10 protein-coding genes are annotated in these 15,664 nt (G+C 62.4%); 5 read left to right on the top strand and 5 right to left on the bottom strand.

Going from position 1 to position 15,664, the window contains the following annotated elements:
* Positions 1 to 188: 188 nt before the first annotated feature.
* On the bottom strand, positions 189 to 2,069 hold the full coding sequence (locus GYH35_RS12880; RefSeq protein ID WP_161828603.1) for a cellulase family glycosylhydrolase: 1,881 nt from the start codon (positions 2,067 to 2,069) through the stop codon (positions 189 to 191).
* A 303-nt stretch (positions 2,070 to 2,372) separates the two neighbouring features.
* Here GYH35_RS12880 and GYH35_RS12875 point away from each other — a divergent pair, with 303 nt between their 5' ends.
* From GYH35_RS12875 to GYH35_RS12865, 3 genes are all read left to right on the top strand, one after another.
* Positions 2,373 to 3,482, top strand: coding sequence for a glycoside hydrolase family 43 protein (locus GYH35_RS12875; RefSeq protein ID WP_161812226.1), 1,110 nt, complete (start codon positions 2,373 to 2,375; stop codon positions 3,480 to 3,482).
* A 146-nt stretch (positions 3,483 to 3,628) separates the two neighbouring features.
* A complete protein-coding gene (locus GYH35_RS12870) occupies positions 3,629 to 5,281 on the top strand; it encodes a methyl-accepting chemotaxis protein (RefSeq protein WP_161812225.1) in 1,653 nt (550 codons plus the stop codon).
* A 126-nt stretch (positions 5,282 to 5,407) separates the two neighbouring features.
* Positions 5,408 to 6,448 carry a DUF5924 family protein gene (locus tag GYH35_RS12865; protein ID WP_161812224.1) on the top strand — a complete coding sequence of 347 codons (1,041 nt, stop codon included), beginning with the start codon at positions 5,408 to 5,410 and terminating at the stop codon, positions 6,446 to 6,448.
* Positions 6,449 to 6,462: 14 nt separating this feature from the next.
* Here GYH35_RS12865 and GYH35_RS12860 read toward each other — a convergent pair whose 3' ends face one another.
* From GYH35_RS12860 to GYH35_RS12845, 4 genes are all read right to left on the bottom strand, one after another.
* Positions 6,463 to 7,869, bottom strand: coding sequence for an FG-GAP repeat protein (locus GYH35_RS12860; protein WP_161828602.1), 1,407 nt, complete (start codon positions 7,867 to 7,869; stop codon positions 6,463 to 6,465).
* 93 nt (positions 7,870 to 7,962) lie between these two features.
* Positions 7,963 to 8,850: a hypothetical protein gene (locus GYH35_RS12855; protein ID WP_161812222.1), complete on the bottom strand. Its 888-nt coding sequence runs from the start codon at positions 8,848 to 8,850 to the stop codon at positions 7,963 to 7,965.
* A 193-nt stretch (positions 8,851 to 9,043) separates the two neighbouring features.
* Positions 9,044 to 10,699: a M28 family metallopeptidase gene (locus GYH35_RS12850; protein ID WP_161828601.1), complete on the bottom strand. Its 1,656-nt coding sequence runs from the start codon at positions 10,697 to 10,699 to the stop codon at positions 9,044 to 9,046.
* 30 nt (positions 10,700 to 10,729) lie between these two features.
* On the bottom strand, positions 10,730 to 11,629 hold the full coding sequence (locus GYH35_RS12845; protein WP_161812220.1) for a LysR family transcriptional regulator: 900 nt from the start codon (positions 11,627 to 11,629) through the stop codon (positions 10,730 to 10,732).
* 96 nt (positions 11,630 to 11,725) lie between these two features.
* On the opposite strand from GYH35_RS12845, the gene GYH35_RS12840 reads away from it, so the two are divergent.
* Together GYH35_RS12840 and GYH35_RS12835 are read left to right on the top strand one after the other, a co-directional pair.
* Positions 11,726 to 12,802 (top strand): aldo/keto reductase, encoded by a 1,077-nt coding sequence (locus GYH35_RS12840; protein ID WP_161828600.1) that lies wholly within the window; start codon positions 11,726 to 11,728, stop codon positions 12,800 to 12,802.
* A 109-nt stretch (positions 12,803 to 12,911) separates the two neighbouring features.
* Positions 12,912 to 15,563, top strand: a complete 2,652-nt coding sequence (locus tag GYH35_RS12835; RefSeq protein ID WP_161828599.1) for a TonB-dependent receptor plug domain-containing protein — start codon at positions 12,912 to 12,914, stop codon at positions 15,561 to 15,563.
* Positions 15,564 to 15,664 lie beyond the last annotated feature (101 nt).

Raw genomic sequence — 15,664 nt, 5'->3', positions numbered from 1 at the left:
TGGCCGCAGCCTGGATCGGCAATGAAATATTGTTCACTAATGATCATACGCTTTAACTCGGACATATGTCTATCGCTAGACAAAGAATTGTCGAACGAACGTTGGCCCTGTATTCCTGGCGTTGTAATTTCTAGAACGCCAATCCAATACGGCTCCATGTCGTTCGCTCGACATTCCCGCCCGCACGGCTACCAGGCGTAGATGCTCGCCCAGGGATACGTGCCGCCAGTCACCGAGAAGTAGTAATAACCATCGGCCGAGCGGGTCAGCGGCAGCTGGCCGCAGGTTCTCGCCTGCCCGCCCACCGTCAACGTGCGCCCGTCGAAATTGGAACAGCCCCAGCCATTGACGGTCTGGTTGGTTCGATAACAAACCGCGCCGGTGGTGTTGAAGTTACCGGTGTTGTTAGTGAACGAGACGGGATTGGAACAGGTGCCGCCCGTGCCGCTGGTGTTGAAGGTCGCCGTGACGTTGCGAGCGGCAGTCATCGAGACCGTGCAGGCGCCGGTCCCCGTGCACGCTCCACTCCAGCCGCCGAAAGTCGAACCGCTCGCCGCGGTCGCCGTTAATGTCACGGACGTGCCGCTCGCGTAGTTCGCGGTGCAGGTGCTGCCGCAGTTGATCCCAGAAGGCGCCGACGTCACGGTGCCGCTGCCCGTGCCCATCCTGGTCACGCCGAGTGAAAACGTTGTCGCGGTGCTGTTGAAAGTCGCGGTGACTGAACGAGCCGCCGTCATGGCTACCGTGCATGTGCCGGTGCCCGAACACGCTCCACTCCAGCCTGCGAAAGACGAGCCGCTGGCGGCCGTCGCCGTCAACGTCACGGACGTGCCGTTGGAATAGCTGGCACTGCAAGTTCCACCGCAGTTGATTCCTGAAGGCGACGACGCGACTGTGCCACTACCGGCGCCCGCCTTCGTGACAGTCAGCGTGTAGTTGGTCGGAGTTCCGATGCCGGCGCCGCGCTTGATCGCATCCAGCACGCCCTGATCGACGACGCCGCCGCTGTTGCGATCGAAGATCGCGAAGCCGTTCGTCTGGCTCGGCTGCACGCCGTTATCCCAATAGTAAGTCTTGAGGCCGTTCGCGGCCGCGGCTCGGTTGACATACTCGAGGTAGTACTGCCGCGCCGGCAAGCTGAGGTTCGCGCGGGTAGCCACGCCATACTCGCCGATGATCACCGGGATGTTCTGATTGACCCATTTGTTTCTAACCTGGGAAAACAGGTCGTCGTGATAGGCCTCTTGCGCCCACGTGCACGCGCTCTGCGACGGATACGGCGCGCCCCAATACAAACAACTGCCGCTGGGGTTCAGCGTGAAGTCGTAGGGATCGTAGTGATGGATCTCGACGATCAGCCGGTTCGCGATCGTGTCGGTCGGCATCGTGAAATAGTTCAGCCCGTGCCAGGCGTTGGTGTTGTAGGTCTGCACGACCAGCGTGCGCGACGCGTTATTGCCACCGGTAGCACGCACGGCGTTTACAAAAGTCTGGTTGTACGACTGCTGGACGGTGATGTGCTCGGTGGTCGGCGTGCCGTAGTCGGCATGCACTTCGTTGGTTCCAGCGAACAACAGGCGTTCGTTGTAGTCGCGGAACGCGGTCGCGATCTGCGTCCAGTAGGCGCTTTGTTTCTGATTGACCGCGGTCTGATACGAGTACAGCGGATGTTCTTCGAGCCAGCCGCCATCCCAGTGAATGTTCAGGATGACGTACATGCCCTGGCCGTGCGCATAGTCGACGACTTGTTTGACGCGCGCCATCCACGCCGCATCGATCGTCATCGTCGACTGATTGGCGTGACAATCCCACGCCGCTGGAATGCGTATGGAATTGAAGCCCGCAGCCTTCACCGAGTTGATGAACGCCTGAGTGACCGCGGGATTGCCCCACGCCGTCTCGCCGCATTGAGCTTCGAGTGTGTTGCCCAGATTCCAACCGAGTTGAATCTGTGCGGCGACCTGCGTTGCCGTCGGCAAGGTCTGCGACCAGGCCGCGATCGGTGCGAGTAACAGCGCTGCCCAGAGAACCACGTTCCGTCGCAGCGGAGACCACTTGAATCCGTTCATGTGTACCCCCTGATGATGATGTCGTCCGCCGCGCGTTGTTGACCGCGCTACGGCGAGCGACGTTGCTCGTTCCGTCGACGGGCGCCACCGTGAACCCCATTGGCCATCGTTGTCAACAGGGTTTTCTGCGCTCGCGCGCTGTCTCCTGAGCCATTCCAAAGCCGTCGCGGGGACAGCGCCGCCAAGAATCGTTGTGCTTTTCTGGCGTTAGCGGCGACGCTCGGGACATTTCTGATACCGCTACCAGCCGACTGGAAATGGTGCTACCTTTCGGCGCCGAACCGATCTCGATCAGGGGAACCCATGAATCGTCCGCCGCTGCGTCTTCTCGCATGCTCCGTGCTCGTCGTGCTCGCCGCATGCTCCTCCAAAGAGCCCCCCGCCGCCGCTGGCGCCAGTGCGGATCAACAGCCGCCGGCCAAGGCCACCCGTCAATATCTGTCGCAACCGCTGGTGTCCGAGATCTACACCGCCGATCCGTCGGCGCACATCTGGGACGGCAAGATTTATGTTTATCCCAGTCACGACATCGACGGCACGACGCCCGAAGACGATCTGGGCGCCCACTTCGAGATGCGCGACTATCGCATCCTGAGCATGGACGAGATCGGCGGACCGGTCACGCTGCATCCGGTCGCTCTCGACGTGAGCCAGGTGCCCTGGGCCGACAAGCAGATGTGGGCGCCGGACGCCGCGCGCAAGAACGACACTTACTTCCTCTACTTCCCCGCCAAGGATAAACAGGGTGCATTCCGTATCGGCGTCGCGACGTCCAAGTCGCCGACCGGCCCGTTCGAGCCGCGCCCCGAGCCGATCAAAGGCAGCTTCTCCATCGATCCGGCAGTGTTCACCGACGCCGACGGCCGCACTTATATGTACTTCGGCGGCATCTGGGGCGGTCAGCTGCAGCGGAACACCACCGGCACCTATGACCCGAACGGCTCCAAGACCGATCTTCAGGCGGACGATCAGCCGGCGCTGAGTGCGAAGGTCGCGATGCTGACCGGCGACATGCTCGAGTTCGCCGAGAAGCCGCGCGACGTGGTGATCCTCGACGAGAACGACAAGCCGCTGCTGGGCGGCGATCACGACCGTCGCTTCTTCGAAGCCTCGTGGATGCACAAGTACAACGGCAAGTACTACTTCAGCTACTCGACCGGCGACACGCACTACATCGTCTATGCGATCGGCGACTCGCCCTACGGCCCGTTCAAGTACGCCGGCCGCATTCTCGAGCCGGTCGAAGGCTGGACCACGCATCATTCGATCGTCGAATCGGATGGCCGCTGGTGGTTGTTCTATGCCGATTCGCAGCTGTCGGGACAGACTCGTCTGCGCAACGTGAAAGTCACCGAGCTGTTCTACAACCCCGACGGCACGATCAAGACCATCGATCCGTTCGTGCACGAGTAGGACAAGGAAACCGCTACGGGCCTTTCCCCTACCCCGTAGCGGTTTTCCCGATCAGGCGTGCCCTGAAATCCGTTGCAGTTCCTCATGTCTGCACTGCGTGCAGTCGAAACAGCGAGGGCAACACTCAGCAACGGAAAAAACACGTCATGAGAACGAGTAATAGGGTTACCGACGCGGAATATGTGCTGCCCGATGGCGAAGTCATCATCACGCACACGGACCCGTCGAGCTATATCACCTATGCCAATCCGGCATTCCTGACGAGCAGCGAGTACTCGCTCGAAGAGTGCCTGGGCAAGCCGCAGAACCTCGTTCGCCATCCCGACATGCCGAAGGAAGCGTTCGCCGATCTCTGGCGAACCATTCGCGCCGGCAAATCGTGGACCGGCCTGGTGAAGAACCGGCGTAAGAACGGTGGCTTCTATTGGGTGCGCGCCAACGTCACGCCGATGGTCGACGGTCGCGGCCAGATCGTTGGCTACATGTCTGTCCGCGTCAAACCGACACGCGACGAGATTCATGAAGCGGAACGCGCTTATGCCGCGATCCGCGAAGGCCGTGCGGGCAGTCTCTGCATCCGCGAAGGTCGCGTGTTCGACTGCTCCTGGTTGGGCGCCCTGAAGCGGGCATTGAATCCCTCGCTGCGCACCGGCACCTGGGTGGTCGTCGGCTTTCTGAGTGCGATGCTGCTCACGATGGGCGTCGTCGGCGCAGCCACCGTCGGTTTCGGATGGATGACCAACCTGAGCTTGCTCGGCGCGGCCATCGCCCTCGCCAACATGTTCTACATTCAATCGAATGTGGTTCAGCCGCTGCTCAAACTGCAGCGTGCCACCTTCGATCTGCTCAGCGGCGATACGCACACGCAAATTCCGGCGAACGGCGTGTCGTGCATCGTCGCGGTCGCGAGGACGCTCGAGCAAGTGCGAGTCAAATTGGACGGCGTGTTGAAAGACAACATGGCTGCGGCCTCGAGCGTCCAATCCGGCGTCGTGCAGGTCGTGGAGTCCAATACCGAGCTTTCCAATCGCACTGGCGAACATGCGGCCAGCCTCGAAGAGACCGCCGCGTCGCTCGAAGAGTTGACCGCGACTGTCACGCGCAATCGCGACAGCGCGCATGAAGCAGTCTCGCTGGCGACGCAGTCCTCCGAGGTGACCACTCGCGGACGAGACGTGGTTGGACAGTTGCTCTCGACGATGACTGAAATCTCCGGCTCCTCCACGCGCATCGGAGAAATCGTCGGCATCATCGATGGCATCGCTTTCCAGACCAATCTGCTCGCGCTCAACGCCGCCGTCGAAGCGGCCCGCGCGGGCGACCAGGGCCGCGGCTTCGCGGTCGTCGCTCAGGAAGTGCGCAGCCTCGCGCAGCGCTCTGCTTCTGCCGCCAAGGAAGTGAAGGATCTGATCCAGGCGTCGGTGCAGACAGTCGGTCGCGGCGCCGATCTCGCGAGCCAGGCCGAGCAGGCCATGTCCAAAGTCGTCGACTCCGTGCAGCACGTCACCGGCGTGATCAAGGAGATCGAAGCGGCTACGCGCGAGCAAGCCGCCGGCATCGAGCAGATCAACAAGGCTGTCACGCAGATGGACAACATCACTCAGCAGGACGCGCACATGGCGCAGCAGCTCATCGAGACGGCGCAGACGCTCCGTGAGCAATCGACGCAGATGCTGTCTGCAATCTCTGCCTTCTCGATGCAGCAGGCGCACGCCCATGCGTCCGCCCCCGCCCGAGCGTCGTCGACGCGCCGTGAACAGCACTTCGTCGATGAGAGACAAGTTCGACGCGTAGCGTAAGCGCGACGCCATGTAAAAAACATCAACGCCGCCGCCCTTCCCGGCGCGCGGCGCATTCGATATCGTGACGGCGTCATCCCCTTCCTTGGATGTCGCCCTCGGGCGACGAGCCCGACGCCGCTCACGATGGAGATACCGACGACGGTTTCAGAGACACAGCCCGGCGAAATCGAGTCCGCGCGCAGACTCACTCGCGTGGCGCGCTTTTTCGAGCGCGTGCCCTGGCTGATTCCCACGATCAGCTTCGTTTCGGGTGTGGTCGGCTTCGTGATGGTCAAGCGCGGTGCGGACCTGGCCCGCATCATCGCCATCGCCGCCCTGGCGGGCTGGGTGTGGCTGCTCATCGAGCCCCTGGTCCGGCGTTTTCTGGAACGACGCCGCTCGGGCATCGGCAAGTTTGTATCGAACTTCCTGACCCAGTCGTTGCAGCAGGAAGTGCTGTTCTTTTCGCTGCCGTTTCTATTCGGCTCGTTACAGCAGGACGTGGGCCAGATCGCCTTCCTCTCAATCGCCGGTGGCGCGGCGCTGCTCACAGCCATCGATCCGTTGTATGAGCGCTGGATCGCCGCCCGCGCCGCGACCCGTTTGCTGTTTCACGCCTATTGCAGCTTGATTGCGGCGGTCGTCGTTGTGCCGATGGTCGTGCATCTGTCGCTCGAAGAGGCGCTGCCGCTGTCGTTGGGCGCCGTCGGCGTGTGGTTGCTGTTGACGGCGCCGATGTCGCTGCGCTCCCTGCGCTCGACTCGCCACAAACTGATCTGGGTCGCGTGCTCCACCCTCGCGCCATTGCTGGTGTGGGTGTTGCGAGCCCATGTGCCGCCGGCTGGGCTGGCAGTAACCGAAGCAGTGATCACCCAATCCATCGTCGAGCGAACCCCCGGTCCGGCCGTCCGCACGCTGACGACAGCCGAGCTCAATGCCGGCGTGATCGCCTTCGCTGCCATCCGTGCACCGAGCGGTGTCGCTCAATCCATCATCTTCGAGTGGCGCCACGCCGGCGAAATCGAGCGCATCACCTCTGAAATCCAAGGCGGCAACGATAGCGGCTGGCGCACCTATTCCCGCAAAGAAATCTTCCCCGCCAATGCGCCCGGCCGCTGGATCGTCGACGTGCGAACGCCGCAGGGGCAACTGCTCAGGCGAATGCGGTTCACGGTGAAGGACTGATGCCCGATAACCCGCTACTGCGCGCTCGCCTGCCGTCCATAATTGAACGCAGCACCCCAGCTGGACGTCTCGGTGGAGTACGTCCTCGCACCGAGTACGAAGAAGCGGCCGCTCCACGACAGCGTGAGTGAATTCGCAAAGCCGCTGGCGACGGGAATTGCCGCCGGCGATTCGAAGACACCGGTTTGCTGCCACTTGTTCTCTCGCTGGTCGAACGCGACGACGTAAGGATGCCCATACGCGCCATCGTCACTGTCCGCGAATGCAACCAAAGATTTGCCGTGGGCACTCAGCGTCACGCGAGACCCAAACGAGCGACGATCGGGCAGCGCTGGCGTGAGCACGGTACCGGTGGGCAGCCACTGGTTCGCCGGTCGTCGATACATTCTGATGACACCAGTGGCGCCGTCCGATGCAGCGGCGAATGGCGAACCGATCGCGAGCGTGCGGCCGTCCGCGCTCAGGTCGAAAGCTTCGGTCTGCCCTTCGGATTCGTAAGCCGTGCCGCCGAAGTGCGGCTCGCTCGCCGAGCCTTCGAACTCGGAGGAAATATTCCAAGTGCCATCGTTCGCTCGACCGAAGACATAGAGGGTGTTGACGCGATTCGGCCAGCCACCGTTCTCCAAGTCTTCCGTGTCCGCATTCTGTTCGGCCGCGAGCACCGCCAGAGTCCGGCCGTCTTCGCTCAAACGCACGCCCCAGCCAAACCAATCGTTACTCTGCGGAGCAGGCGCAGTCACCGCTTGCTGCTCGGCCCAGGCGCCCTCCTGCTTCTTGAATACATAGACCGTGCCGGCAGCAGACTGGGCTGCGCCTTCTGCGTCGACAGATTCGTACGGCGCGCCAACGGCGATCACATCGCCCGCCGAGCTGACCTCGACAGTCCGTCCGAACGATGACGAATCCTGCGCACGACTGGCTCGCAACATGCTTTCTTGCGTCCAGACCCCACTGCGACGTTTGTAAACAAACGCCGAGCCCGGTCCCGCATCCTGGCTCGGCGCGTCGTAGCCTTCGTACTGAGCGCCGACGACGAGGACGTTGCCAGCATTGCTGAGCGCCACATCCGAACCGAAGAAATCGTAGCCGCGCGCCGCGGGTGGCTCGAGCTTGGCCTCCAGTTGCCAGCCCGCGCCGAGGCGTCGATACACGTAGACCGCGCCCGAACCATACCAAGGCCACTCGCTGCCGCCGAAGTACCAAACGTCGGCGACGGCAAGCGTCGAACCGTCGCCGCTCAATGCAACCTGTCCGCCGTACTGCTGATTCTTGGATTGGTTCGTGGGCTCGTGATACTCGTAGTCGGAAGTGATGATGTCCGGTGTCGGATTCCACGGTTGCGGGGCCGCCGAAGCCGCCCCCATCACCATTGTCAGCGCAACCAGGCCCGCCAGCCGGACAAGCATAATTCCCGTGAACACGATGAACCCACTCCCCATGGTCGACATTTCGGCCAGCACTCATGGCCGTAGCCTTTGTAATGTTTGACCATCGAGGTGAGTTCCTCGCCGACACTATCGATCGTGCAACGCCTGGAACGACACGGCGGGTGGATTCGGATTCTTATACTGTGCCGACGTCTGATCCGACACGTGAGTCACTCCCGGCACCTTCGCCCACGCCTGTGCATCCGCCCGGGTGTTTGCGATCACCAGCACGCGCCGATGACCCAGGTTACCGAAGGGTCGCGCGGCGTAGTTCACGTGCCAGGGCGACAGCGGCTTGGGATGCTCGAGCGCAACGCCATCGATATAGCGCTCGCCGTCGAGGGCCTTCATCGTGCCGGCTTCCCACACATTGTTTGCGACGATGATGAAGTCCGGCTTGATCGCGCGACGCCGTGCGTCGAGTCGGCGCACCAGATCGACGTTGCCGGCCGCGAACGCGTTCTTTTCGGATTGCGGCCACGAATTCCATTCGGCGAGGCTGGACCACGGCCGGATGCCGACGGCATCCAGAAACACACCGTCGACCTTTCCTTCCCGCATCAGACCTTCGACGTATCTGACGACCCAGTCGGACCAGTCCGAGCCGGCGCGAATATCGGTCATGCGAGTGTTCGGCCACGGGCTGCGCTGGCCATACGTCGGGTACGGCCACAATGGCACCTGGCCGATGTCGTTCATGTAGAACTTGGTGTCGAGCGCGCACACGAAATGATCCGGACGCGCGACGGGATTGATGTAGGCCAGCACTTCGGCGCCTTTCTGGCGAGCGGCTTGAAAGGCAGGGTCGTTTCGATTGCAGCGTCCGGCGATCAGCATGCCCGTCGGCTTGCCGTACAACGGTACGTTGGTGACGTATTTGAACGCGATGCCGAGCGGATTGGCCGCTTCGGTGCTGCCTGCGAAAGAAATGAGCAACAGCGATACCGCTGCAGCGAATGCATGCATCCGGAACATGGGTCTGCTCCCCTGATCAGATTGTTGGGCGTTGTTGATGCCGCTGAGACCGGATGACGCAAACTCTTTTCGGAATATGCGCGCGTGTCCGGCTAATCATTTGGCGCGGGGGAACCTACGCGCGATCTGTCGCAAGCCGCAAACTGTCGCCGTGCATACACGCTGAATTCTTTCTACGGCAGAATTTCAGAGCTCAACGCTCGTTGCGGGAACGTTCGCGGATCGCGTGGAATTCGGAGTCCGTCCGCCACTGCGGCCAGCGGCGTGAGTTGGCGAGATCGCTCGCCATGATGTGAACCAACTCGGCATCCTGAGCTGCGCCACGCAGATCCCAGTTTGCGTCCCATACATCGCAAGTCTGGTGATAGCAGCGCATGTAGTCCGTCAACCATTTCTCACCGGCGGCCCGCCCGCCCTCGCGCAGATCAGGCGCGCCGCTGAGCGCCATCAGCAGCAGCACCGGCACGCCCTGGCGCGCAAATGAGAAATGATCGGCGCGATAAAACAAGCCTCGCTCCGGCAACGTCTCCGGTGTGATCGTTCTGTCTTGTTTCTTGGCGGCTCGCGCGAGATCGTCTTCGAGATCGCTCTGTCCCGCGCCGACCAACAAGACATCGCGCGACAAACCTGCGGTCTGCAGCACATCGAGCGTCAGGTTCGCCACGGTCTTCGACAGTGGATACACCGGGTTCGATGCGTATGCCTGCGAGCCGATGAGCCCACGTTCTTCGGCGGTCCACGCCGCGAACACCAGCGTTCGCTTGGGACGAGGCCCGGCCTTGAACAGACGCGCGAGCTCGACCACGCCGGCGATGCCCAAAGCATCGTCATTGGCACCCGGCCGAACCTTTCGCCCCTGCGCATCCGGCGCGCCGAGACCGTACGCATCCCAATGCCCGGACATCATCACCGTCTCATCGGGATGCTCGCTGCCTGTGATCTTGGCGAGCACGTTGTGACTGGTGCTTACGACGGTGGCCACCGGCACGTCGGCCGTGAACGTTGCGCCCTTCAACGGCACGGGCTTGAAGTCTGCCCTTCTCGCCTGTCGTCGCAGCTCAGCCAGATCGAGACCCGCGCTACGAAACAAATCGGTGGCGGCGGCGCCTTCCAGCCAGCCCTGCAATTTCAAAGTCGGCGGAGTTTTCGAAGCATCGGCATGCACCAGCGCATAGTTCTCCCCGCCCGGCGCGATCACCGTCGACCAGCCGTAGCCCGCGCCGTCAGTATCGTGAACGATGAGCGCCGCAATCGCGCCTCGTCTGGCCGCTTCTTCGTACTTGTAGGACCAGCGGCCGTAATAGGTCATGCGTCGCGAACCGAACTTGCCAGCGACCGGCTCGCCGGGCTGCGCCGAGAAATCCGGATCGTTGACCAGATACACCCCGACCTTGCCGCGCAGATCGACGCCTTTGTAGTCATCCCATTGACGCTCGGGCGCAGTGACCCCGTAGCCGACGAACACCAGCGGCGCAGCTTCGATCAGGGCCTGCGACGAATTCCTCACCGTGCTGAAGTAGATGTCCTTCGACTGGACCAGCGGCCGCGCCTTACCGTCGACCGTCATCTGCAAGGTGCGCGGTGTTTCGACCTGAGTTCGCAGCAGCGGCACATCCTGAGTCCAGGAGCCGTTGGCGCCTCCCGGCTCCAAGCCCAGCCCGCTGAACGTATCGACCAGATACTTGATCGTCTTGGTCTCTCCTGCCGTCCCCGGAGCGCGGCCCTCGAACTCATCCGACGCGAGGACGCGAACGGTCTCGGACAGTCGTTTGGGATCGACGGAATCGGCAGTGGCGGCGCTGGATGAGGCGATGGCGATCAGTGCGGCGAGGCAAGCGAGTGTCTTCATGCGCCGTAGCCTAGCGCCATCGTCGCGCGGTTACGAGCGGACATGTTTGCGTACGAAATCGATGAAGGCCTTGAGCGTCGGCGGCGGCTGGCGACGCCCGGGATAGTACAGGTACATGCCCGGAAATCGCGGCGACCATGCCTCCAGCACGCGTTTCAATTTGCCCGCCGCGATGAACCGCTGGACCTGCAGATCGAACGTATAAGCGATGCCCACTCCGTCGACGGCAGCATGGACCGCGGTGGTCGAGTCGTTGACGATCAGCGGGCCGGCAACCGCCACCTCGAACTCGCGCCTGCCCTTCTGGAACTCCCATTTGTATATGGCGCCCGAGGTCGGCATGCGAACGTTGATGCAGCGATGCTGATGCAGATCGTTAGGGGTGGCTGGGATGCCATGCTCGGCGAGATATTCGGGCGTAGCCACGGCCATCAGCTCGAGCTCGCCGCCGAGCTTCACCGCGACCACGTCCTGCGCGAGCCGCTCGCCCAGTCGAATGCCGGCATCGAAGCGGCCGGCCACGATATCGGTCAAAGCGTCGTCGATGATGATGTCGAGCACGATCTCTGGATAGGCACGAGCAAACTCGCCTAGCAGCGGCGTAATGAAATACTCGCAAGCCAACCGAGGCAGGTTGATTCGCAGCAGCCCGGATTGAGCATTTCTGGTGCTCTTCACATCGTGAATCGATGCGTCCAGCTCGCTGAGCAGCGGCGCCAGGCGCTCCGCGAGTTTGGCTCCCGCTTGAGTGGGCGCAACGCTGCGAGTCGTGCGATTGATCAATCTCACGCCCAGGCGGCCTTCGAGCGCACGCAACGTCTGGCTAAGCGCCGAAGGCGTCACGCCGAGATGGGCCGCTGCCCGCGAAAAGCTGTGGTGCTCGACCACCGCGGCGAAAGCGGTCAGTTCGGCGAATTCACTGCCACGCATTGTGTAGTCCTGCTAAATAGTCCTAGTCGATTATGCAGGATTAATCCCGGCGGCCTGAAGCTCGATACTGGCGTCACCCGATTCAAGGAGCTCGCCATGTCACAGATCACACTCGATACTTATCGCCTGCTCGGCCGCTCTGGCCTGCGTGTTTCGCCGCTCGCGCTGGGCACCATGACCTTCGGCACCGACTGGGGCTGGGGCGCGGACATCGACGAGGCTCGTCGCATCTTGGACGCCTATGTGGAGCGCGGCGGCAACTTCATCGACACCGCCAATCAATACACCAACGGCTCGTCCGAGCGCTTCGTCGGCGAGCTGACTCGCGACCGTCGCGAGCAACTCGTCATTGCCACCAAGTACACGTTGACGATGCGGCCCGGCGATCCGAACTCCGGCGGCAATCATCGCAAGAGCATGGTGCGCTCGGTGGAGTCGAGCCTGCGGCGACTGCAGACCGATTACATCGACCTGCTCTATCTGCATGCCTGGGACTTCACGACGCCCATCGAAGAAGTCATGCGCGCCTTCGACGATCTCGTGCGGGCCGGAAAAATTCTCTACGCTGGCATTTCGGATGCGCCCGCATGGCAAGTCGCTCGCATGCAAACGCTGGCGGACCTGCGTGGCTGGTCGCCGTTCGTCGCCCTGCAGATCGAGTACAACCTGCTGCAGCGGGAAGTCGAACGTGAGCTCATCCCGATGGCGCGCGAGCTGGGACTCGGCGTGATCCCATGGTCGCCGCTCGCAAGCGGCGTGCTGACGGGCAAGTACACGCGAGCGGACCTGCCTCGCGGCGAAACCGTCGCCAGTGCATCCGGCACTCGCCGGGATGTCGCTGTCGGCAACGGTGCGTTGACCGAGCGCGGCCTCGACATCGCCGATGTGGTCAAGAGCGTCGCGGCCGATCTGGGTCGCTCGCCTTCGCAAGTTGCGATTGCCTGGACACTGCAGAACTCCGCAGTGACCGCGCCGCTGATCGGCGCTCGCACGTTGGCACAGCTGCAGGACAACCTCGGGGCGTTGGACGTGAGATTCGAAGACGCCCATCGCCGTCAGCTCGCCGCCGCCAGCGCGATCAAGCTGGGGTTCCCGCACGACTTCCTCGACCTGCCGCTCACCCGGTCTGTCGTGTTCGGCGACGTGAAGCTCGAGCCGAGACCGGCGGTTTGATTCCGGTCACGGCCGGTTACAAATAATGATCTGATGCCAAACGGGTATTTTTCCGGCGTGCGATGCATGGCTACCTTGGCGCCCCCCAATTGTTCAGGTGCCAAGGTCCATGCGTCGATTCACACCACTCTCCGCTGCGCTTGCGGCTGTTCTCGGCGGCGTGGTGAGCGGTGAAGCCGTCTCTCAAACACCAACCACGGCAGCGAACGACGAGCCCATCGCCACCATCGTCGTCACCGGCTCGAACATCAAACGCAGCGGCAGCGACGCACCGAACCCGGTGCAGATCCTGAGCCGCGAGGAGCTGGAGACCTCGAGCAAAGTCACGGTGGCCGATGTGCTGCGCTCCGTCTCCGCCAACACCGGCAACGCGACCAACGAAACCACCAACAACGGCTGGGCCTCCGGCGCGGCGGGCATCGGGCTGCGCGGCTTGTCGCAGAAGAACACGCTCGTGTTGCTCAATGGTCGACGCCTCGCCAACTACGGCTTCCCGTCGAATGGTCTCTCGGACACCTTCGTCAATCTCAATGCCTTGCCGATGGTGGCGGTCGAGCGCATCGACGTGTTGAAAGACGGCGCCTCGGCCGTCTACGGCTCCGATGCGGTCGCGGGCGTGGTCAACATCATCACTCGCGAGAACTATCAAGGGTTCGAAGCCGGCGGCAGCTTCAGCACGACCGATGAAGGCGGCCTCGATACCCAGCGTGCGCGCTTGCTCGGCGGCATCGGCGACAAGGACAGCGACGGCTACAACGTGCTCTTCAGCTTCGAAGCGTACGATCGCGACCGATTGGATCAGGACCAGCGCGATCTCACCCGCTCGGGCATCTACACCGACCTGCCGGGCGGCCGTTGGAATGGCTGGACCGCCAAGGGCGCGCGCTTCCTGGTGAACGGCGTCTCCGTGCCGCTGCTCGATTCCCAAGGCAACTGCCCCGACGGCATGCAGTTGACCGCCAGCGCGCCGATCGACGGCCTGCCTGGCAATACCTGCGCAATCAACCTCGCGCCCTACACCACATTGATTCCGTCGACCGAGCGCTATCAGGGCTACATCCACGGCACGCTGCGGATCAATGACAACATCGACGCCTTCGGCGAAGTGATCTACAGCCATATTCGCGGCGCTTCGCTCTTCGGCTCGAGTCCGTATTTCACTCTGGAAGGCGGACGGTTTGCGTTGAACGCCGACACGGGCCTTGCCGAGGCCGTGCCCGCCGTTTTGCCCGCGAGCAACCCGTACAACCCTTACGGCGTCAACACGCAGATCGAATACACGTTCTTCGATCTGGGCCAGTCGGTGAAGACGAACCGCTCGGATGCGTATCGAGTCGTCGCCGGCGTGCGCGGTCGCGGCGAGCGCTGGGACTGGGAGGCCTCCGCGTTTTCAGCTCGCAGTAAAGAAGAAGAAACAGTCTCCGGTGGCTTCGCAAACCGTTGGGGATTGTTTGCGGCGCTGGCCAACGGCAGCTACAACCTGCACGATCCGTCGAGCACGCCGCAATCGGTCATCGACTCGATCCGTCTGAGCACGGTGCGACCGGCGGACTCGCGCTTGAACGGCGCGGATTTCAAGATCACCGGCAACCTGTTCGACCTGCCCGCCGGACCGATTGGATTCGCCGCGGGCGTCGAGTGGCGTGAGGAAGAGCTGGTGTCACGCAACCCGTGGCAAATCGATGCTGGCTTGCAGATCCGTCCGGCGATTGCGGAAGTCGACGGCAAGCGCAATGTCACCGCCGCCTACGCCGAACTGAATGTTCCTGTGCTCTCCACGCTGGAACTGCAACTGGCCGGTCGCGGCGATCGTTACAGCGACTTCGGCAGCGCCTTCTCTCCGAAGGCGAGCTTGCGATGGCAGCCTTTGGATGTGCTGGCCGTGCGTGGCGCGGCTTCACGCGGCTTCCGGGCGCCTTCCCTGTCCGAGAACTCGGCCAGCACCAACATTTCTTATGGCTCCGTCGTCGATCCCTACGATCCGGACGTGCCAGGCTCGCGGCAGAATCCGACGTTCTTCACGGTCGGCAACTCCAATCTCGATCCGGAGCGCACCCACAGCTATAACTTCGGTGTCGTGCTGACGCCGTGGCGAGGCTCGAGCCTGAGCGTAGATTGGTATCGCATCGAGCTCGACAATCTGATCGGCACCGACAACAACGCCACCATCGTGCAGAACAATCGCCCCAGCGACGTTGTTCGTGACGCGCGCGGCAAGCTGGTCGCCGTTTACAACCGCTATCAGAACCTGAGCGAGCTGACGACGTCCGGCATCGATGTCGAGCTGCGTCATCGCTGGCAGACTCAAACCATCGGCGAGTTCGGCGTCACCGCTGTCTATACGCACGTGCAGGACTATCGCCGCCCGCAAACCACCGGCGGACGGTTGGTGGACTATGCCGGCAGCAACCTCGGCACATCGTTTTCCTTGCCGCAGAACAAGGCTACGACGACGGTCGATTGGAATATCGCCAGCGTCAGGACTGCGCTCACGTGGTATCACACCGGCGGCTACGATCAGAAAGCCAGCACGGCTGCGACCGCTGTGCAATCCCGCGTCGATGCTTACGAACAGTTCGATCTCTATACCGGGTGGTCATCGGGCTCGAACAATCTGACGGTGTACGCCAAGGTCGAAAACCTGTTCGACGAACAGCCGCCGTATGACGCTTCGTTTCCTGGCATTCGCGCTCCATACGACTTCACGCAGTACGACCTGCGCGGCCGTGCGTTTCTAATCGGGCTCGACTACCGGCTTTGAAGGGGGCGGAACGATGATTTTGTGAAGCGGTCGTCATCCCATCACGACATAAATCACCACAATCGCTGGCGGTGGGCAGGAGTGCCCACCGATTCTTCAGG

Origin of the sequence: Steroidobacter agaridevorans (assembly GCF_009932555.1) — a bacterium.
GTDB classification, from domain to species: Bacteria; Pseudomonadota; Gammaproteobacteria; order Steroidobacterales; family Steroidobacteraceae; genus Steroidobacter; species Steroidobacter agaridevorans.
This window is presented reverse-complemented; position numbering and strand designations above follow the sequence as displayed.